The following is a 19,460-nucleotide window of genomic DNA, read 5'->3' as shown; positions in this document are numbered from 1 at the left end:
GGTTACGCCGGGCTGGATAACGAGCTGTTCTATCTCGACAAGACCATGATGGTGTTCGGCGACGCAAAGAAAGTCGTCGAGGAGATGGTCAAGGCGGCGGCCTGATCGACGATCGATACGTGTACGGGGCGCGCCGCCGCGTGTGGCGCGCCGGAGCCATTTCGATGGCTCGTTGGCTTCTCTTCTGGCAGGGTTAGGACATGAACGTATCGCTGAGACAACTCAAGGTCTTCATGGTCGTGGCGCGCAGCAAGAACTTCAGCCGCGCGGGCGCCGAGATCGGTCTGACACAACCGGCCATCAGCCGCTGCATCAACGAACTGGAAGGGCAACTCGGTCTGCGTCTGGTCGATCGCACGACGCGTGAAGTCGCGCTGACCGAGGCCGGTGTCACGCTCGCGGGCAATCTCGATCGCGTGCTCGACGAACTCGAGATTGCGCTGCTCCAGACGCACGGCGCGGAAGCCCGTACCACCGGACGCGTGCGCATCGGTGCGGCCCCGACCATTTCCGCCACGCTCATGCCGCGCGTGTTGCTGGCCTCGCAAGCAACCTATCCGGATATCGCCCTCGCGCTCGTCGATCAGATGCAGCGCGCCGTGCTCGACAGCGTGCGGGCGGGCGATGTGGACTTCGGTATCGTGGTCGCCCCGCAGGGCGCTGACGACCTCACGACCGAGCATCTGATGAGCGAGCCGTTCTGCCTCATTTGCCGCAACGATCATCCGCTCGCCACGCAGGCGGCGGTGCACTGGTCGGAACTCTCGGGCGAGAACCTCGTGTTGCTCAACCAGAGTTCGGGCAGCCGTGCGCTGATCGACCGCGCGCTCACCACGCAAAAGGTGCAGGGCACGATCACGCAGGAACTCGGTCATGTGAGCACCATCTTCCGCATGGTGCAGGAGGGGCTGGGCGTGAGCGTGCTGCCGCCGCTTGCGTTGCCGCTGCCGGAGAATTCCACGCTGGCCGTGCGCCCCCTGTTGCCTGCCTTCGAGCGCAATATCGTGCTCGTGCGTCGCAAGAACCGCTCGCTCTCGCCTGTGGCGCACACGGTCTGGGAGCTGATTCATCGCGTGGTGCGCGAGCGGAATAAGCGTTTCGCGATGGACATGGAGCCGACCGGCGCTGCTGCGACAACCTCGGTCAACTGAATCTCCGATTTGAATCAACGACTTGCGTCCTGTCATCAAGGACTTGTCCACAGACTTGAACACAAAATCTGTGGATAAATCGACGGCCCTCCCAGGTGATTTGCCTGCGAGGGCCACCGTCTGATCCCTCTCGTCAAAAACGCCATACCGATCAACCGTTTGGGTATTTGTCTGCGCGCGTTGTCCACAGCCTTGTGAACAAAAATCGTGGATAACTCTCGCGCTGCGCCGTGCATGGCGACGTCGACTCCCGAAGGCCCGATGTCGGATTGCGAAGCGACTCCCCTGTCTGGATACGTAGGATGCCGGACGGCCCGCGCCGCATCGTCAACGCGATGCGGCGCGGGCCGGCCCCCAATATCTCAGACAAGGAGTTTTCGATGTTCCTTTCACGAAGCGGCGGCGTGGCCCCGCGTGGTGCCGAGGCGGTCCTCCCGAATGCGGGACGGCAGAACGGCTGCGAGCTATGGCAGGCCGACGTGAGTGAGCTGCGCCAACAGTATGCGCTGGCGCCGCGCAACAGCCCGGAGCGCGTGCATCTGTTCCGAGCCGCGACGACACGCGGCGGCAAGGTCGCGGCATTTCTCGAGCCGCTGTTGCCGCGCGAGGTGCTCGGCGGCATTGTTCTGAACGCGCAGGAACGCGAGGCGTTGCAATCGGTGGTTTTTCTTCCCGCCAACGAAGTCGGCCTCGATCTGCTCATGCGCGCCGGCTTGCCGGACGAGGCTGCGCGAGATCTTTGCGACATGCTGCGCGATGGCCCCGACGACATCGTCATGTCGACCATTGTCAGCGCGGCGCGAACCCCGGTGCCGCTTGCGAACTGGTGGCTCAAATCGCCGGGGCCGATCGGTGACTCGTCGTCGCGCGATGCCCGGCGCGAGCTGCGCGTGCTGCAACTCGTCGGCTATCGGCAATGGCCATTCGATGAAAATATCTGGCGAGGCGTGGTGGTGGAGGCGGGCGAAGCCTTGCGCGGCGGAGGGGGCGATTCGGCGCTGGTCGACGCTCGCACCGGAATGGCGTTGCTGGATCTGCTACCGCGACAATCACACGCGCAGCGATGCATCATCTTGTGCACCGGAGAGCCGCTGCTACTCTACGCGATGCGTCGGGGTTTTCCGGCGGCCGGCGTCGAGAAGATGCTGTCGCTCGGATTCGACGCCAACGTGTCGTCGCCCGCGGCGCAAACGTCGCTCATCGATCCTGTGCCGATTATCGAAGGGGCGACGCCGCTGCATTACGCAGCTCATACCGGCGACATCGAAGCGATCGGACTGCTGGCGAGCCACGGCGCGTGTCTCGATGCGCGAGACGTGCATGGCAATTCGCCCATGATGTATGCCAACGCGCGGGCGATGGTGGCGGTGGCCCTCAGCGACGGCAAGTGGCGGGGGCCGAGCACCGAGAGACTGGCACATCGCAACGATCTGATGCTGCGTGACGCTGCGGCAGCCGTCGTGCGTACGCTGCATAATCTTGGCGCCGATCCGCATGTCTGCGGTCGCGATGGCGAGGGTGTGGTGCGCACGCTGATACTGTCGGTGCTGGCGTCGCGCGAAGGCGGGGGCATGCACCTCTGGCCCGATTTCTCGCAGTTGCTCGTCACGCTGCATAGTCAGGGCGTACCTTTTCACACGCCGAACTGTCCCGACGCGCGACAAGTGACGGAATTCGCGCTGATCAACGCGCCCGATAATCCCAACGATGCGGTCTGGGCCCTTGGCGCACTGTTGGCGCAACTCGAGGCGCGATAGTCGCCAAACTACCTCATGGGAACGTCGGTCGGTTTTGTTCTCACTGCGTGGGAGGCGGTCTTGTCAGTCGCCCGCAGTGGCCCGACAGTAGTGAGGCTGCCTATTGCCGGGTCACTGGAATGCCATCGACGTGCGTTGAGTTGCGAAGGTATTCACTGCATCGGTGAGCGAAATATGCGGCGGCGATTTCCCCTGCCTGGCTGCCACGCGCACACTTGACCGGTGCGACGCGGCGGCCAGCTTTTTTCAACGTCTCATTGATGTCTTGCCAGACGGCAATTCGCCCGTCTTTTTGTTGAGGGCGCGCTGTACTGTCACACCGAGTGCGCTAGAATTCTCAACATCGATTGCGAGATCCGCAACACTGGCGACTCGTCGATCTCCTCTTCAAACGACAACGCAGTGTTCTCTGCGGCGTCACTCCTGCATTTCTCCCGATTTCCATGACTTCTGAAATGGCGCAGCCACGCACGGGCTTTTGGCCTGCACGCGCGGCGACGATGGCATTGCTGTTTTGCAGCGGATTTCTTTACGCGACGTGGGGCGTGCATGTGCCCACCGTCAAGGCGATGTTCGACCTGAACGACGCGAGCCTGTCGGTGGCGATGTTCGCCGTGGCCGGTGGCGCCATCGTCACGATGTCGCGCCTGGCGCGCTGGGTCGGACGCGCCGGCAGCCAGCGTGCGAGCCTGCATTCGGGCATTGCGCTGGCGCTCACCAGCGCGTTCATTCTGTCGATGCCCAGCTACTGGGGCCTCGTGGGCTGGCTCGCGCTTTATGGCGCGGCGAACGCCACGTACGACGTCGCCGTGAATGCGCAGGCCGCCACGCTCGAGTCGCGTTATCGCAAGCCGATCATGGCATCGCTGCATGGCTGCTTCAGTCTGGGCGGTATGGCGGGCGCGCTCGTGGGCGGTGTCTGGCTGGCGCATCACGGCTCGCCGCAATGGCATATCGGTCTCGCGGCGCTCGGTTGCGCGGTGGTCATCATTGTCGGGGCGCGCTTCATGCAGCCGGATATGTTGCCCGGCGAAGCGCCGGTGGCGAGCGCGGATACCGAGCCGTCGCCGGCTCGCGCCCATACGCCGCCGCCTGTCCTGAGCGAAGCGTCGCGCCGCAAACTGCATCGCAAGCTGATGGGCTTCGGCGTGCTCGCGTTCCTCGGTCTTGTCGTCGAGGGCGCGATGTACGACTGGACAGCCGTGTATATGCGCGAAGTCGTGTCGGCACAAGGCGCGTGGATCGGCGCAGGCTACGCGGCGTTTTCCGTCGGCATGGCCGCCGGACGCTTCAGCGGCGATCCGGTGCGTGCCCGTATGGGCGGCGCGCGCCTGCTGCGCGCGAGCAGTCTGGTGTGCGTCGGCGGGGTGTTGCTGGCGTTGCTCTGGCGCGAACCGGCGGCGGCCGTGGCGGGCTTTGCGCTGGCCGGACTCGGCTTATCGAACGTGATGCCGGTGATGTTCGCCGCCTCGGGCGAAGTCGCCCGTAGTGCGGGAATGGCGAGCGCGGAAGCCATCGCGGTCATGGCGCGTCTTGCCTATCTGGGGCTGCTCATCGGCCCGGTGCTGATCGGGGCCATCGCGCACGGCATCAGTTTGCCCGTGGCGCTGGCTGCCGGTCTGCTGTGTATCGTGCCGATTGCCGCGCTCGCACCGAAGATGCTCGCAGGCGTGGACGGGCGCGCAACAGCGTCGTCGAAGGACTAAGGCTCCGCGCGCGCCGAGCGCAATTACTTGAGCGTGACGGCGACTTCACCGACGCCGTCGATCGTGCCGCGCAGTTCCCCCGTGCCGCTCGCGGGGATCATGCCGACATACGAGCCGCAGGTCACGATGGCACCGGCGCGCATCGTCATGCCGCGCTTGCCGTTGTGGTTGACGAGCCACGTGAGCAGCGCGCGCGGATCGCCACCGGTATTGAAGATCTTCGCCGGGGCGATGTTCTTGCCGTCGAGCGTGAAGACGGCCTTCGGCCTGAGGTAATTGAAACCGGCATCGTAGCCGCGACCGCTACCGATCACGAGCGCGCCGTTGTTCTGCAAATCGGCAAGCGTGAAGCGGCTGTCGAGCCCTTTCTCGGAGAAACGGCTGTCGGTGATTTCGATCGTGGCGAGCATTTCGCCCACGAACATCATTGCCTCGCGCTCGTCATAGCGGCCCGGCTTGATGTCACGCGAGAGACGGAAGGCGATTTCCAGTTCCAGGCCCGGCCGGAAGAAGTCGTCGAGGGCGAGTGCACCGCCCGAGTCGCTGACGACGGACGCCGGAATCGGCGCGCAATTCGGCAGATCCGACGGGGCTTTCGCACCGACCTTCCATGCGGCGATCGTGTCGCCCAGCAGATCGAGGGTGCGCAATTGCACGGCGTAGGCGGCGTTGGCGTCGACCGGGAGCAGGGCGTCGGCGGGCGCGTCGATGGGCGTGTCGCCGCGGCGAGTGTCGGCGAGCAATCGGGCCAGCGATTCGACAGCGGGTTGGGTCTCGAACATCTTGCGAATCTCCAGAGGGAAGGGCGATGCGCCGGTCGGTTGCCGGCAGCAGAGTGCCTCACATCGTATACAAAATTCATGCGGCGTTGCGCAGTGCGGCGAACCTGTTGCCTACTTGGTGAAAACACCACATAACGTAGTCAAAACGGCGTCGATCTGCGAGAATCGGGCTTCGTAATATTTCGTAATATTTCGTCATATCTTGCAATGTTTCGCGCGGCACGGCTTCGGTTGTGACTGCCCGCGCCCGCGAAAGTGCTGTGCATGCAGTCGATGACTTTCTTCCCGAAACGAATGACCCAGGCAAGCCTATGCACTCCGTGACCCTGAACGCCGTACGCGAGCACACCGTCCACCCGCCGGACAACGGCGCAGCCCAGCCGATCAGCCGTCAGGCACTGCATCTGGCCGTGATGGACCGGCTGCGCAAAATGATTACCGAAGGCGCGCTGGCGCCGGGCGCCCATCTGAACGAGCGCGCGCTGTGCGAGCAACTTGGGGTGTCGCGCACGCCGCTGCGCGAGGCGTTGAAAATGCTGGCGGTGGAACGGCTGATCGATCTGCTGCCGAATCGCGGTGCCCGTGTCGTGACGCTCTCGGCAAGCGACATTGCCGACGCCTTCGAGTTGCTCAGCGGACTTGAAGCACTGGCCGGAGAGTTGGCATGCGAGCGCATCACGCAGGCGGAAATCGACGAAATTCAGGCGCTGCATTGCGCGATGGATGACTGCTACGCGAACGGGGATCTGCCGGGCTATTTCGACTGCAACCAGCGCATTCATGACCGTATCAATGCCGCTGCGCGTAACCCTGCGCTCACGCAGATGTATCAATCGGTCAATCACCGCCTTCGGGCGTTGCGCTTTCGCTCCAATCTGCATACCGGCAAATGGGAGCGCGCCATCGAAGAGCACGTGGCCATGCTGCGCGCGTTGCATCAGCGCGATGGCGCCGCGCTGGGCCGGCTGCTGCGCGCCCACTTGATGGCGAAGTGCACCGCTGTTCTGGCCGGTATGCGCGTCGCCGCGTGATGTCGGGGGATAGGCAGGCCGCGCTCACGCTGTCACCTTTCCACACGCGGCATTGCGTTCCCGCTGTCAGGCCGCGCGGCTCATACTCACCAGTCCTTCGTTGAGCATGGCCGCGACGTAGGCGTCCGTCTTGCTGCGCAGGTGGGCTTCCATCAGAGGACGCAGGCGTCTGGCATCGCGCCGGCGCAGTAGCGAAAGCATCTCCGCATGTTCGTCGACGGCCTGACGCCAGCGCTCCGGCGTTGGCGTGAGACGCTCGCGCACATGCCGCAGGCGGGCGTTGAGATTGTGGAAATATTCGGCCAGCGGGGCGTTGTCCGCCATGCGCACAATGCTCAAGTGGATCTGCTGATTGAGCGCGAAGTAGGCGGCATGATCGCTGCGTTCATATGCCGATTCCATCTCGTTCTGCAGCCGCGCGAGCTCGTCCAGATCGGCGTCCGACGCCTTCTCGCACGCCTGTTCCCCCGAGAGTCCTTCCAGCACCGCCATCACGGCAAGCAGATTCACGACTTCGTCGACACTCACACGCGCCACACGCGCCCGGCGCGTCTGCGAAATCTCCACCAGTCCTTCGTTCGCCAGCCGCTTGAGCGCCTCGCGCAGCGGTGTGCGCGATACCGCGAGTTCGTCGCATAGTGCGCGCTCGGACAATGGCGCACCGGGGCGCAATTCACCGCGCACGATTCGCGCCTTGAGCGCTTCATAGGCAGCGGCGTTCAGCGAGGCGGATGTGCTCATGCGTGAAGAGATCAAAAATGGAATGCCAATTCTGATGGCGATGTTCCATAACGTCAATCGACAATCCTCGATTCTTCAACGTTAACCCTGATTTCATCGATTGATGCTTGCCAATTGCGTATCGCAGCTTCTATCGTGTATGGAAAATTGGTATACCAAATCGATGCTGGCCGACATGGGGTGCGTGCTGGCGATGCAAGGAGGCAATGTGACATCGACTGTTCTGACCGAGCGACACGGCGCAATTGCGCTGGTCACGCTCAACCGTGCGGAGAAGCTCAACGCGTTGACCAAGCCGATGTGGCGGGCCCTGGGCGACACGATCCTGACGCTGTCCGAAGCGCCCGACGTGCGCTGCATCGTGCTGCGCGGCGCGGGCGAGAAATCGTTCGCGCCCGGTAACGACATCGCCGAGTTCGAGACGGACCGTGCCAATGTCGAGCAGGCGCGGGCCTATGGTGCGCTCATGCATCGCACGCTCGATGCGCTGGCGAACTGCCCGGTGCCGCTCGTCGCCATGATTCACGGCATATGCGTTGGCGGCGGCATGGAAATCGCGGCGTCGTGCGACGTGCGCATTTGCGGCGAGTCGAGTCGCTTCGGCGCGCCGATCAACAAGCTCGGGCTGGTGATGGCGCACGCGGAGCTATCGGGACTCGTGCAATTGCTCGGCCCCACGAAAGCGTTGGAAATTTTGCTCGAAGGCCGGATCTTCGACGCACAGGAGGCGCTGCGCATCGGGCTCGTGACGCGCGTGGTGGCAGACGCCGACGTCACCCGCGAAGCGCTCGCGAGTGCGGATCGCATCGCGGCCGGCGCCCCGCTGGTGGCCCGCTGGCATAAGCGCTTCGTGCGTGAACTGGCGAGTGGCAAGCCACTCACGCCCGCCCAGATCGACGAAGGTTTCGCGTGCTTCGGCACGGCCGATTTCCAGACCGGCTATCGTGCCTTCCTCGCGAAGACGACGCCGGTATTCGAGGGCCGTTGAGATGACCGAATCGCACGAGGCGGCAAAAAAAGCAGGTCCGTTGCAGGGCGTGAAGGTGATCGAGCTCTCGCACATCATGTCCGGCCCTGTGTGCGGGATGATGCTCGCGGACATGGGTGCCGACGTCATCAAGGTCGAGAAGATGGAGGGCGACGACGCCCGCCGGTTCGCGCCGATTCTCTCGCATGGCGAGTCGGCCTCGTTCATGATGCTCAACCGCAACAAGCGCGGCATCGCGCTGAACCTGAAGAGCGAAGGCGGCAGGGCCGTGCTGCGCAAGATGCTCGCGAGCGCCGATGTCGTCACCGAAAACTATCGTCAGGGCACGATGGAGAAGTTCGGCCTCGGTTACGAGACGCTGCGCGAGCTCAACCCCGGCCTGATCTATTGCGCCATCTCCGGTTACGGACGCACCGGGCCGTATGCCGACAAAGGCGGCTTCGACCTGATCGCGCAGGGGCTCTCGGGGCTGATGAGCGTGACGGGGGAGCCGGGGCAGGCGCCGATCAAGGCGGGCTCGCCGATTGCCGACATCAATGCGGGGATTCTCGCGGCGCTTGGCATTTCCGCGGCCTATGCGCACCGGCTACGCACCGGGCAGGGGCAGATTGTGGACACGTCGCTGCTCGAAGCGGGCTTCCAGCAGATGTACTGGGCGGCGGCCAACTTCTTCGCAAGTGGTGAGAATCCCCCGAAGTTCGGTTCCGCGAATCCGACCAGCACCCCCTATCAGGCGTTTCGCACGCAGGATGGCTGGATCAATATCGGCGCCGCGAACCAGGCCAATTACGAGCGTCTGCTTCAGGTGCTCGACGCCCCCGAAATCGCCGGCGACCCTCGCTTTGCGACCAATGCCGGGCGTACGGCAAATCGCGCGGAACTCGTCGAGCGCCTCACGGCTTACCTGACGCGCGACACCACGCAGAACTGGGTCGAGCGGCTCGATGCCGTTGGCTTGCCCGTGGGGCCGGTGCTGCCGGTCTCGGAGGCGGTGTCGCATCCGCAGATCGTGGCGCGTGAGATGGTCGTCGAGACATTGCATCCGCTGGATGGCCCCACGCGCAGCATCGGTCTGCCGATCCGGTTCTCCGAGACACCGAAGTGCACCGGCGGCCCGGCGCCCCTGCTCGGCGAACACACCTGCGAGGTGCTGGCCGAGTACGGCTTCGATGCCGAACACGTTGCCGGGCTGATCGCGCAAGGGGCGGTGCATGCGCTCGGGGAGGCGACTGCGGTGAGCGCATGATGTACGTGTGGCGATTGCGATGCGGATTCCCCGCGAATTGACGCATCGAGTCACAATCGCTCAGAACTTCCCTCCCGGTGGCCGGTCGGTTTTTGAACTGGCCCATGACTGTCACGTGACTGGCCACCGATTCATCTGACCCGACGTTTCACGTCGTAAGGAGGGAAGGCATGACCCTTGGCAAAATCCCCGGCAATTCGGAAGACCCGGACACTCCCTCGCCCGACCGATGGTCGAGCGTCTGCGACACGCGTACCATAGGGCTTCACGCGCTTGCGTCCCCTCACGCATTGACGGATGTGCCGGATGTATCGGCGACATCGCATGCGTCGACAGCATCGGGGGCGTCGATTCTCTCCTGTTTGCGAGGTGAGCATGCCGGCACGCATTGAAGACTACGCAATGATTGGCGATTGCCGCAGCGCCGCGCTTGTCGCGCGCGACGGCTCCATCGACTGGCTCTGCTGGCCGTACTTCGATTCCCCCGCCTGCTTTGCCGCCTTGCTCGGTGGTCCGGAGCACGGCCGCTGGAAAATCGCCCCCGAAGATCCGCGCGCGACGTGTACACGTCGCTATCACGACGACACCCTGATTCTCGAGACACGCTTCGAAACCGTGGAAGGCTGCGTTGCCGTCATTGACTTCATGCCATTGCGCGACGGTGCGGCCGATCTCGTGCGCCTCGTGACGGGCGTGCATGGCAGCGTGTCGATGTCGATGGAACTGATTCTGCGCTTCGATTACGGGGCGTCGGTGCCGTGGGCGCGTCCGCTCGACAGCGACGACCCCACCGGGCCCGGCATGCGGCTCATTGCTGGCCCCGACAAGGTTGTGATGCGCACCCCCGTCGAGATTCAGGACGTGCCGGGCAGTTTGCGCGCGCGCTTCAATGTGAAGGCCGGCGACACCGTGCCGTTCGTGCTCTCGCGCGTGCCGTCGCATCATGCCGATCCGCGTGAGATCGATCCGCTTGCCGCCCTCACCGATACCGAGCGCTACTGGCGCACCTGGGCCAATCGCTGTCAGCTCGACGGACGCTGGTCGGAAGCCATTCGCCGCTCGCTTATCGTGCTCAAGGCCCTCACGTTCGTGCCGACGGGCGGCGTGGTGGCGGCACCCACGACATCGTTGCCCGAGCAGCTTGGCGGCGAGCGTAACTGGGACTACCGCTACTGCTGGCTGCGCGACGCCACGCTCACTCTGCAGGCGCTCATGCTCGGCGGTTATTACACCGAAGCGAACGACTGGAGCCACTGGCTGGTGCGTGCCGTGGCGGGCGCGCCGTCGCAAGTGCAGATCATGTACGGGCTCTCGGGCGAGCGGCGTCTGCCCGAATGGGAAGTCGACTGGCTGCCGGGTTACGAAGGCGCGAAACCCGTGCGCGTGGGAAACGGCGCGGTAGGGCAGTTGCAACTCGATGTCTATGGCGAAGTGATGGATGCGCTGCATCAGTCGCGTCTGGGCGGCCTGCCGCCGGACGACGCCACATGGGAAGTGCAGACGAAGCTCGTGGCGCATCTCGAGACCGTCTGGCGCGAGCCGGACGAAGGCATCTGGGAGGTGCGCGGCGGGCGTCAGCACTTCACCTATTCGAAGGTCATGGCGTGGGTCGCGTTCGATCGCGCGATCAAATCGGCCGAGCGTTTCGGCTTGCCGGGGCCGGTGGATCACTGGCGGCGGCTGTGCAAGGAGATTCATGCCGACGTTTGCGCGAACGGTTTCGACAAGACGCGCAATGCCTTTATGCAGGCCTACGGTTCGCCGGAGATGGATGCGAGCGTGCTGATGATCCCGCTGGTGGGCTTTCTGCCGCCGGACGATGCGCGGGTGATCGGCACCATCGAAGCCGTCGAGCGCGAACTCATGCATGACGGACTGGTGCAGCGCTACCGCACGAGTCGTGTCGACGACGGGCTGCCGGCAGGCGAGGGCGCGTTTCTCGCGTGCAGCTTCTGGATGGTCGATTGCCTGACGATGATCGGCCGTGAGCGCGGTGCCCGGCAGTTGTTCGAGCGACTGCTGTCGCTGCGCAATGACGTCGGTCTGCTGGCCGAGGAGTACGACACGCGGCATCGGCGTCAGGTCGGCAACTTCCCGCAGGCGTTCTCGCACATTGCCCTCGTGCATGCGGCGATTCGTCTCGAAGCGCTTGCCGACGACAGCCGTGCCGACGGCGGCGCCGACGATCTCGACGACGAAGCCCACTTCGAGCACGTGGGGTATCGCGCGATCAGGGCCTGACTTCAGCGTGTGACATCAGTGAGTGACTGCGGGGCGCAATGCCCTGGCCATGCGGGGGGCCGTGCGGTATGGCTCCTCGTTCCCCAGTCCCTGTTCTGGACCAACGCCAGATTTACCGCGCTTGCTAGGGTTTGCTGGTAGTGACAGAGATCAAGCTGCTTTGGGACGGGATCTCCGGCTATCTCGCCTGAGGGGAGCGCGAGCGGGGCGATGGCGTCGCGCGCGACGTTAAAGGAAGTCGTGAAAGTTGCCGTAATACTTTCGAATCCTTACTTTTCCATTTTCGCGGAGACCCCTCGCTCCATGACCATCATCATTCCGACCAAGGGCAGTGCAACGTCTGGCTTGCTCGACGTCTGGCAGGCGCATATTCAGCAACAGCAGGCGGACAAGGCGCAGAGCGCTGCGCAGGCAGCCGGTGCGGGCAGCAATGCCGCCAATGCCACTAACACCACGAATGTGACGGGCGTGCGTGCTCCGGCCAACGCCGCCGACAACGCCACTGACGCCCCGAGCGACGGCGACACGATCCTCGCTGGCCTGCGCACCGCGAACGAGGGTGCCAAGCGAGCGGGCAAGGCGATGGCGGGTGGCGCGAGCGGTGCATCGGACGCCAGCGGCGGCGGGAATTCGATCGTGGCCGACACTATCAAGAAGCTCAAGGATATGCTCGCCAAGGTGATGGCGCAGCTCGACGCCGTGCGTAACAACGACCGTCTGCCGCCCGAAGAGAAGTTGCAGCAGATCACCGCGTTGTCGTCGGAAGCGATGGCGATTCAGGGGCAGATCACGGCGCTGATGGACCCGACGAAGACCAGCGGCACCCGCATCAATACCACCGCCTGAGCGACCGGTGCGTGGTTGCGCGGGCATCGCGCGCCATGCGGGCGGCGCATCAATGCCTGAAAAAAGCGCATGAATGATCTCGCCCGAAGCGCGCTAAAATTCTGCTTTCGCTTAATTTTTCTCGGAGGTCCGGCTAATCGCCGGGCTTCGTCCCTGCGCCGCATGAAGCAAGACAAAACTCTGACCGCCCTGCTATGGATCGTAGCGGCGGGTTTTTTCATGCAGGCGCTCGACACGACCATCGTCAATACGGCGCTGCCCGCCATGGCCGCGAGCCTTGGCGAGAACCCATTGCGCATGCAGCCGGTGGTCGTCTCCTATTCGCTCACGATGGCCATGCTGACCCCCGCCTCGGGCTGGCTGGCGGACCGCTTCGGCACGCGACGCGTCTATTTCGTGGCGATTCTGCTTTTCGTCCTCGGCTCGATCTGCTGTGCGATGGCGCACACGCTGGCGCAACTGGTGATCGCGCGGGTGCTGCAAGGCGCGGGCGGTTCGATGCTCCTGCCGATCGGGCGGCTCGCGGTGCTGCGCACATTCCCGGCCGGGGAGTATCTGGCGGCGCTCGCCTTCGTGTCGATTGCCGGTCAGGTGGGGCCGATGATCGGGCCGGTGCTCGGCGGCTGGCTCGTGCAAGTGGCGTCGTGGCACTGGATTTTTCTCATCAACGTGCCGATCGGGCTCATGGGTTGCCTCGCGGTGCGGCATTACCTGCCGCGTCCGGCGAAAGACGAGGTCATCGATACTGGTTTCGACTGGGCGGGGTTTGCCTTGCTGTCTGTCGCGATGGTGTCGTTCACGCTCGCGCTCGATCACCCGTTCTCCGACTCGGGATGGGCACCCTCGGTGGGACTCGCGCTACTTTGTGTGGCGACGACGCTCGGCTACTGGCCGTATGCACGCCGCAGAGCCGCGCCGCTGTTCCCGCTTGAGCTCTTCGAGACGCGCAGCTTCAGCCTGGGCTTGCTGGGCAACCTCGTCGCGCGTATCGGCAGCAGCGCCGTGCCGTTTCTGCTCCCCCTGCTGCTTCAGGTGGCGATGGGTTACAGCCCGCTCGCCTCGGGATTGATGATGCTGCCGGTCGCGCTCGCCGGGATTGTCGTCAAGCGCATGGTCACACCGCTCGTGGTGCGCTACGGCTACACGCGTTTTCTGATGGTCAACACGGCGGTCGTGGGCGGATCGATTGCGAGCTTCGCGCTGTTCGGGCCGGGCTGGCCGATCTGGCTGGGGCTGGTGCAACTGGCGGTGTTCGGCGGCGCGAACTCGATGCAGTTTGCCGCGATGAACAGCGTCACGCTCAAGGATCTGGGCGCGCGTCGCGCGAGTGCGGGCAACGGGCTGTTCTCGATGGCGCAGATGCTCGCGCTGGGGCTGGGCGTGACCATCGGCGGTCAGTTGCTGGCGCTGTTCGGGCATCTGGCGGGACAGGCCGGCGAGATTGGCGTGGGTGGCACCGTGGCGGGCTTTCGCATGACGTTCGTGTGCGTGGGCCTGATTACGCTGGCCTCGGCGCTCGTGTTCCGTCGCGTGGAAGATCCGGCGCTCGGATCGACGCAAGGCGGTGGCGAGACGCAGGCCGCGTCTGCCACCGATCTCAAGCGTTGAAGCCTGCGTTCGCTTTATTCGCTTCGCTTACTTCTTCACCAGCGCACACTTCGAATCGGCCAGCGGGGCGAATGCCTTGTCGGCCGGGATCGTCTCCAGGATCTTGTACAGATCCCACTCCGACTTCGACTCGGCCGGCGTCTTGACCTGGACCAGCAGCATGTCGTGCACCAGCTTGCCATCGGCGCGAATCTGGCCGTTGCGGATCACCGGGTCGTCGATCTTCATCGATTTGAGCTTGGCCATCACCGCATCGGCCTCGTCGGTGCCCGCCGCTTGCACGGCCTTCAGATAGTTCAGCACCGCCGAATAGACAGCGGCCTGCATCATCGTCGGCATCTTCTTGTGTTGCGCGTAGAAGCGCTGAGCGAAGGCGCGCGAGCGGTCGTCCTGATCCCAGTAGAAGCCGTTCGTGAGGATCATGCCCTGCGCGTTCTTCAGGCCCATGCCGTGCACTTCGGTGATCAGCGAGAGCAGCGGCGTGAAGACCTGCTTGCCGCCCTGGATGATGTTGAACTGCGAGGCTTGCTTGACGGTATTGAGCGTGTCGGTGCCCGAGTTCGCCAGCGCGATGACCTGCGCGCCCGAGGTCTGCGCGCGCAGCAGATACGACGACAGATCGGGCGAGTTCACCGGGTGTTTCACCGAGCCGACGACCTTGCCGCCCTGACGCGTCAGGATCTCGCTCGCGTCTTTCTCCAGTGCCTGACCGAAGGCGTAGTCGGCTGTGATGAAGTACCACGACTTGAGGCCGCGGCGCAGCAGTGCCTGTGACGTCGAGTTCGCCAGCGCGTAGGTGTCGTACATCCATTGCACGCTGTGCGCCGTGCATTGCTCGTTGCTGATGGCGGACGAGCCTGCGCCGGTCACAAGCGCGATCTTCTTCTTTTCGTCGGCGATCCGGTCGACGGCGAGCGCGACGTTCGAGAACGTGAGATCGGTGATCATGTCGACCTTGCCCCGGTCGTACCACTCGCGGGCGATGGTGGCGCCCGTGTCGGTCTTGCCTTGCGAGTCGGCTGAAATCAGCTCGACAGGCGCGCCGAGTACCTTGTGCTCGCGCGAGAAGTCGTCGATGGCCATGGTGGCGGCGAGCACGCTGCCCTTGCCCGCGTTGTCGCTCGACACGCCGGACAGATCGGTGAGCACACCGATCTTTACGACGCCGTCGGAGATCGCCGGTGCGGGCGCGGCCTGTGCGGGCGCGATGACGGAAAAGGGCGAGGGGGCGAGAGCGGTGAGGGCAAACGAAGCGGCAACGGCAATCGTACGGCGCAAGTGGCCGGTCAGGCTGGACATGGCTTGTCTCCAATGTTCGAGTGATGACAACCTGCAGCGGCCTCTCTTTCGGATGGCTCTCACGGCAAGGTCTCGAACATCTTAAACATCACGTAATCGATTGCGCAATCCGTAATGCACGTCAGGCGCACACAAAGCGCATCGGGATTTTCCAGACCTTTCGCGAGGGGGCGAGACGGCGTATGCGCTGTCTCGCCGTGAGGACAGGGCTTCAGTTCTGGCAGCGCGGCGTTGCGCCCTGAGCGCTGGTGGCAATGGCGTTGCCGATGCCGTCCGCCAGCCGGTCGACGAGCTTGCGCTGCGCCGCCACGACTTCGGCAATGCCGCCCGAGGCCGCTTCGGTGCCCGCGAAGCGGCATGTCAGTACCCTGTCGCCCGGCACCTTGCGCACGCTCCACACGGCCGTCAGCGCAGCCTGCTCACCGGGGACGGATTCGAAGCGTTGCACCGACGTCGACACGCGGTATACGCTAAGGCCGTCCGCTCGCGGCAGGCCGTAGACGTCCATCGCGCCAAGACGTTGCGTGAGATCGCGCGAGATCGTCGACGTCAGCTCGGTCTTGAGCGGGGCGGCCCAGCGGGACGCTTCCAGAATGTCGACGCGTGCGCCGCCACGAGTGACAACGATCTGCGGACGATCCACCTGATCGGGCACGGCCACCGGCGCGACTTCGACGGCATACGGCGTTGCCGGTGCATTGACGCCGGTCGTTGCGTTGGCGTCGGTGGTGCCGGAGCCGCCCGTGTTACCGGCGGCCCCCGATGCATCCATGAGCGTGTAGAAGTTGGGTTGCGGGGAGGCGCAGCCGGCCAGCGTCAGCGCGAGGGCGGCCGTCGCGGCGAGGGCTGCCATCCCCGACGCGGTCGACGTGGCGCGTTCGGCGGTTGTGTCAGTCTTGGTGGCCGTGGCGCCGGCTTCGGGCGTCGCGCGCGGGAGCGAGCTACGGGTCATCTCGGTCGGCCTCGTCATGGTTGCGGATCCTTCGGTTTGCCGCGCAGTAGCGCTTCGGGGTGCTGCTGCAGATAGTCGGCGAGCGTGCCCAGCGAGCGCAGCGTCTTGGTCAGTTCCTGCATGGCCTGACGAACGTCCTGCTGCACCGGGGCGTCTTCGGAGAGTGTGCGCTCGGCGGCGCCGAAGCTCTTCTTCGCCTCGCCCAGCGTGGCCTTCGCTTCGGGGGCGATTTCGCCATCGAGCTGACGGAACAGGCCCTGCGCACTGTCGAGCGTCTTGTCGAGCTTGCGCAGCGACGAGTCGAGACTCTGCCCGATGCTGTCGAACGGAATCTTGTCGAGCTTGCTCGCGATGTCGGCGATCTGAAGCTGCAACTGGTCGAGCGTGTTGGGCACCGTCGGCATGATGAGCAGATCGTCGACATGCTCGGCTTTCGCAGGTTTCGCGTTCGGGAAGAAGTCGAGCGCCACGTACAACTGGCCGGTCAGCAGATTGCCGGTGCGCAACTGACCGCGCAGACCACGCGCCACGAGCACGTCGAGAATCTGCTGGCGCACGTCCTCGCTGGGCTCCACGGTGTTTTTCGGGTCGCGGCGGCGCAGACGGTCCGGGTAGACCTGCACCGTCACCGGCATGCTGATCTGCTTGGTCGCCCGATCGAATTCCACGCCAATCGACGTCACCTCGCCCAGCGTGATGCCGCGGAAGTCCACCGGTGCGCCCACGGCCAGACCGCGCAACGACTGCTGGAAGCGGAACACGACCGTGACCGGATGCGTGTCGGGTGCCTTCATCGCCGTGGTTTCATCCGGCGCGAGGCGGAACTCCTGCAGCGGCTTGGCCATCACGCCCGCGCCCGCGTCGCCCGGCGCCTGGAAGGCAATACCGCCGATGACCACCGATGCCAGCGACTGCGTGTTGACCTGGAAGCCGCTCGAGTCGAGCCGCAGATCGATGCCGCTCGCATGCCAGAAGCGGGTGTTGGAGCCGACGTACTGATCGTAGGGCGCTTGCACGAAAACGCGCAGCGTCACACCCTTGCCATCCGGATCGAGCGAGTAGGCTTCGACCTGACCGACCTGAATCCGGCGGTAATAGATAGGCGAGCCGATGTCGAGCGAGCCAATGTCGGCCGCATGCAGGACGAACGGCTTGCCCGGCTGGCCGGTAGAGACGACCGGCGGCACTTCGAGCCCCACGAAATGACTCGACGTATCGGCCGACTTGCCGGCGTCGGCGCCGATGTAGGCGCCCGAGAGCAATGTGGAGAGACCGGAGACGCTGCCGCCGGCCACGCGCGGGCGCACGATCCACCAGCGCGAATCCTTGACGGCGAACTTCTTCGCGTTTTTCGTGAGATCGACCGTCACGCGTACATGAGACAGATCGTCCGAGAGCTCGATGCTCTTGACCGTGCCGATGTCGACTTCCTTGTACTTGACCTTGGTCTTGCCCGCTTCGAGGCCCTCGGCGGTCTTGAAATCGATGGTGACGCTCGGGCCCCGCTCGATAAGCGCCTTGGCCACCAGCGACACGCCGATGAGCGCGGCGATCAGCGGAATCAGCCAGACGAGCGAGGGCGCCCAGCGTTTGCGAGGCTCGATGGCGGGGGTTGGCAAGTCTTCGGCGCCGGGCGGCGGCACGGCCTTCGGGTCTTGCGAGTCTTTCGGGTCAGTCATGATCGTCCTGTTCGGTATCGTCGTCGCGGATCTGATCCCAGATCAGGCGAGGGTCGAACTGCATGGAGGCCAACATCGTGAGCACGACCACGGCGCCGAACGCCACGATGCCCGGTCCGGCCTGAATCACAGCCAGCGACTGAATGTTGACGAGCGCCACCATCAGCGCGACGACGAAGACATCGAGCATCGACCAGCGGCCAATAAACTCGATCATGTGATACAGCTTGGTGCGTTGATGTGGTTTCCAGCGAGCGCCCCGTTGCGCGGTAAAGCAGAGCAGCGACAGCGAGATGAGTTTGAGCATCGGGACGAGAATGCTCGCGGTGAAGACGACGATGGCCAGATCGTACTCACCGCTGGTCCAGAAGTAGATCACGCCGCTCATGATGGTGTCGCTGGAGTTTCCCAGCAGCGAGCGCGTCTGCATCATGGGCAGCACGTTGGCGGGAATGTACAGGATCGCCGCGGCGATCAGCAAGGCCCAGGTGCGTGCAAGGCTGTCGATCTTGCGCTCGTGGAGCACCGCGCCGCAACGCGGGCAGCGCGCTTTCTCGACCGTTATGACCTGGCGCGCGAGCCGCCCGCATACGTGGCATGCGACAAGGCCTGCGGCTTTGGCGGACAGGTATTTCATCGCGGCACCGTCCGGGACTGGGCGGTTTTCGTCGCGCCCGCGGCCGTCATACCCGCTTTGGCCTCTGCGGCTTGGCGTGCCTCCACGGCTGGGTCAGGTGTATGGTCGATCACGCTCCAGAGGTTGCGCAGGTCGTACGACAGCACCATCGCGAGCAGCATGGTGAGCGCGCCGAACGCCCAGAGCGCAATGCCGGGCAGCACGCTCGCCATGGCCGAGAGTTTGACCAGCGAAACGAGTACCCCGAGCATGAACACTTCGATCATGCCCCACGGGCGGCAGAACTCGATGGCGCGCATCACGTGAAAGACGGCGTAAGGCCGTCGGCCGAGCGAGAGCGGCGTAAACAGGTGAATCAGCGCAAGCAGTTGCGACAGGGGAAACAGGACTGTTGTGGCGAAGACCAGCAGGGCGACAAGCCACATGCCCTCGCGATACAGCGCCCAGGCGGCGCCCACGAGCGTTGTCTGGGTATAGATGCCCTGCACCTCGATTTCCACGATGGGAAACGCGTTCGCAATGGCGAACACGATCAGGCACGTCAGGGTGAGCGCCAGCACGCGCGACAGGCGCAGGTCGGGGGAGCGGTACAGAACCGAGTGACAGCGCACGCAGCGGGCGGTCTCGCGCGGCGGCAGATCCGTGCGACGGTGCAGTGTGTCGCAGTTCAGACATGCGATCAGGCTCGTCACGTCATCTTCTGGGGGCAATGTGTCCATTACCGGGGACGGTGACCAAAGTGACGCTCAGAATACCAAAGTGGCATGGAAGTTCCCATGTAAAGCGGCGTAACAGC

Annotated in this window: 17 protein-coding genes; 10 read left to right on the top strand and 7 right to left on the bottom strand. The window is 64.4% G+C overall.

Going from position 1 to position 19,460, the window contains the following annotated elements; all coding sequences use genetic code 11:
* From ACIPHM_RS22705 to ACIPHM_RS22690, 4 genes are all read left to right on the top strand, one after another.
* The coding region (locus tag ACIPHM_RS22705; RefSeq protein ID WP_400333407.1) for an NAD(P)(+) transhydrogenase (Re/Si-specific) subunit beta at positions 1-105 on the top strand (105 nt) is incomplete at its 5' end.
* A 95-nt stretch (positions 106-200) separates the two neighbouring features.
* Positions 201-1,151 (top strand): LysR substrate-binding domain-containing protein, encoded by a 951-nt coding sequence (locus tag ACIPHM_RS22700; RefSeq protein ID WP_400333392.1) that lies wholly within the window; start codon positions 201-203, stop codon positions 1,149-1,151.
* Between the two features lie 380 nt (positions 1,152-1,531).
* Positions 1,532-2,908 carry an ankyrin repeat domain-containing protein gene (locus tag ACIPHM_RS22695; protein ID WP_400333389.1) on the top strand — a complete coding sequence of 459 codons (1,377 nt, stop codon included), beginning with the start codon at positions 1,532-1,534 and terminating at the stop codon, positions 2,906-2,908.
* 500 nt (positions 2,909-3,408) lie between these two features.
* Positions 3,409-4,614 carry an MFS transporter gene (locus ACIPHM_RS22690; protein ID WP_400333386.1) on the top strand — a complete coding sequence of 402 codons (1,206 nt, stop codon included), beginning with the start codon at positions 3,409-3,411 and terminating at the stop codon, positions 4,612-4,614.
* Positions 4,615-4,637: 23 nt separating this feature from the next.
* On the opposite strand, the gene ACIPHM_RS22685 is transcribed toward ACIPHM_RS22690, so the two are convergent.
* Positions 4,638-5,396: a 2-keto-4-pentenoate hydratase gene (locus ACIPHM_RS22685; protein WP_400333384.1), complete on the bottom strand. Its 759-nt coding sequence runs from the start codon at positions 5,394-5,396 to the stop codon at positions 4,638-4,640.
* A 311-nt stretch (positions 5,397-5,707) separates the two neighbouring features.
* Here ACIPHM_RS22685 and ACIPHM_RS22680 point away from each other — a divergent pair, with 311 nt between their 5' ends.
* Complete coding sequence (locus ACIPHM_RS22680; protein WP_400333382.1) at positions 5,708-6,427, top strand: GntR family transcriptional regulator; 720 nt, start codon at positions 5,708-5,710, stop codon at positions 6,425-6,427.
* A gap of 66 nt (positions 6,428-6,493) precedes the next feature.
* Here the strand turns inward: ACIPHM_RS22680 and ACIPHM_RS22675 are convergent, their stop codons facing one another.
* Entirely contained in the window at positions 6,494-7,168 is a 675-nt protein-coding gene (locus tag ACIPHM_RS22675) for a GntR family transcriptional regulator (protein ID WP_400333379.1), read from the bottom strand.
* A 193-nt stretch (positions 7,169-7,361) separates the two neighbouring features.
* Here ACIPHM_RS22675 and ACIPHM_RS22670 point away from each other — a divergent pair, with 193 nt between their 5' ends.
* The 5 genes from ACIPHM_RS22670 (at position 7,362) to mdtD (ending at position 14,097) form a co-directional block, all read left to right on the top strand.
* Positions 7,362-8,156, top strand: coding sequence for an enoyl-CoA hydratase-related protein (locus ACIPHM_RS22670; RefSeq protein WP_400333404.1), 795 nt, complete (start codon positions 7,362-7,364; stop codon positions 8,154-8,156).
* 1 nt (position 8,157) lies between these two features.
* Entirely contained in the window at positions 8,158-9,402 is a 1,245-nt protein-coding gene (locus ACIPHM_RS22665; protein ID WP_400333376.1) for a CaiB/BaiF CoA transferase family protein, read from the top strand.
* Positions 9,403-9,777: 375 nt separating this feature from the next.
* Positions 9,778-11,643 carry a glycoside hydrolase family 15 protein gene (locus ACIPHM_RS22660; RefSeq protein ID WP_400333374.1) on the top strand — a complete coding sequence of 622 codons (1,866 nt, stop codon included), beginning with the start codon at positions 9,778-9,780 and terminating at the stop codon, positions 11,641-11,643.
* A gap of 303 nt (positions 11,644-11,946) precedes the next feature.
* Positions 11,947-12,489 (top strand): FlxA-like family protein, encoded by a 543-nt coding sequence (locus ACIPHM_RS22655; RefSeq protein WP_400333372.1) that lies wholly within the window; start codon positions 11,947-11,949, stop codon positions 12,487-12,489.
* A 162-nt stretch (positions 12,490-12,651) separates the two neighbouring features.
* On the top strand, positions 12,652-14,097 hold the full coding sequence (gene mdtD, locus ACIPHM_RS22650; protein WP_400333369.1) for a multidrug transporter subunit MdtD: 1,446 nt from the start codon (positions 12,652-12,654) through the stop codon (positions 14,095-14,097).
* Positions 14,098-14,124: 27 nt separating this feature from the next.
* On the opposite strand, the gene ACIPHM_RS22645 is transcribed toward mdtD, so the two are convergent.
* The 5 genes from ACIPHM_RS22645 to ACIPHM_RS22625 all read right to left on the bottom strand — a co-directional run bounded on the left by ACIPHM_RS22645 (position 14,125) and on the right by ACIPHM_RS22625 (position 19,356).
* Complete coding sequence (locus tag ACIPHM_RS22645) at positions 14,125-15,396, bottom strand: ABC transporter substrate-binding protein (RefSeq protein WP_400333367.1); 1,272 nt, start codon at positions 15,394-15,396, stop codon at positions 14,125-14,127.
* Between the two features lie 211 nt (positions 15,397-15,607).
* On the bottom strand, positions 15,608-16,348 hold the full coding sequence (locus tag ACIPHM_RS22640) for a membrane integrity-associated transporter subunit PqiC (protein WP_400333364.1): 741 nt from the start codon (positions 16,346-16,348) through the stop codon (positions 15,608-15,610).
* A gap of 14 nt (positions 16,349-16,362) precedes the next feature.
* On the bottom strand, positions 16,363-18,027 hold the full coding sequence (locus ACIPHM_RS22635) for an intermembrane transport protein PqiB (RefSeq protein WP_400333362.1): 1,665 nt from the start codon (positions 18,025-18,027) through the stop codon (positions 16,363-16,365).
* Positions 18,020-18,664 (bottom strand): paraquat-inducible protein A, encoded by a 645-nt coding sequence (locus ACIPHM_RS22630; protein ID WP_400333360.1) that lies wholly within the window; start codon positions 18,662-18,664, stop codon positions 18,020-18,022. The genes ACIPHM_RS22635 and ACIPHM_RS22630 overlap by 8 nt, the downstream gene beginning before the upstream one ends.
* Positions 18,661-19,356, bottom strand: a complete 696-nt coding sequence (locus tag ACIPHM_RS22625; RefSeq protein WP_400333358.1) for a paraquat-inducible protein A — start codon at positions 19,354-19,356, stop codon at positions 18,661-18,663. Before ACIPHM_RS22625 ends, ACIPHM_RS22630 begins: the two co-directional genes overlap by 4 nt.
* Positions 19,357-19,460: the final 104 nt, after the last annotated feature.

Source organism: Pandoraea sp. NPDC087047 (assembly GCF_044745225.1).
GTDB lineage: Bacteria > Pseudomonadota > Gammaproteobacteria > Burkholderiales > Burkholderiaceae > Pandoraea.
This window is presented reverse-complemented; position numbering and strand designations above follow the sequence as displayed.

Coding starts and splice junctions, on each gene's coding strand:
- ACIPHM_RS22700 (WP_400333392.1), top strand. CDS start 201: ATGAACGTATCGCTGAGACAACTCAAGGTCTTCATGGTCGTGGCGCGC.
- ACIPHM_RS22695 (WP_400333389.1), top strand. CDS start 1,532: ATGTTCCTTTCACGAAGCGGCGGCGTGGCCCCGCGTGGTGCCGAGGCG.
- ACIPHM_RS22690 (WP_400333386.1), top strand. CDS start 3,409: ATGGCATTGCTGTTTTGCAGCGGATTTCTTTACGCGACGTGGGGCGTG.
- ACIPHM_RS22685 (WP_400333384.1), bottom strand. CDS start 5,396: ATGTTCGAGACCCAACCCGCTGTCGAATCGCTGGCCCGATTGCTCGCC.
- ACIPHM_RS22680 (WP_400333382.1), top strand. CDS start 5,708: ATGCACTCCGTGACCCTGAACGCCGTACGCGAGCACACCGTCCACCCG.
- ACIPHM_RS22675 (WP_400333379.1), bottom strand. CDS start 7,168: ATGAGCACATCCGCCTCGCTGAACGCCGCTGCCTATGAAGCGCTCAAG.
- ACIPHM_RS22670 (WP_400333404.1), top strand. CDS start 7,362: ATGCAAGGAGGCAATGTGACATCGACTGTTCTGACCGAGCGACACGGC.
- ACIPHM_RS22665 (WP_400333376.1), top strand. CDS start 8,158: ATGACCGAATCGCACGAGGCGGCAAAAAAAGCAGGTCCGTTGCAGGGC.
- ACIPHM_RS22660 (WP_400333374.1), top strand. CDS start 9,778: ATGCCGGCACGCATTGAAGACTACGCAATGATTGGCGATTGCCGCAGC.
- ACIPHM_RS22655 (WP_400333372.1), top strand. CDS start 11,947: ATGACCATCATCATTCCGACCAAGGGCAGTGCAACGTCTGGCTTGCTC.
- mdtD (WP_400333369.1), top strand. CDS start 12,652: ATGAAGCAAGACAAAACTCTGACCGCCCTGCTATGGATCGTAGCGGCG.
- ACIPHM_RS22645 (WP_400333367.1), bottom strand. CDS start 15,396: ATGTCCAGCCTGACCGGCCACTTGCGCCGTACGATTGCCGTTGCCGCT.
- ACIPHM_RS22640 (WP_400333364.1), bottom strand. CDS start 16,348: ATGACCCGTAGCTCGCTCCCGCGCGCGACGCCCGAAGCCGGCGCCACG.
- ACIPHM_RS22635 (WP_400333362.1), bottom strand. CDS start 18,027: ATGACTGACCCGAAAGACTCGCAAGACCCGAAGGCCGTGCCGCCGCCC.
- ACIPHM_RS22630 (WP_400333360.1), bottom strand. CDS start 18,664: ATGAAATACCTGTCCGCCAAAGCCGCAGGCCTTGTCGCATGCCACGTA.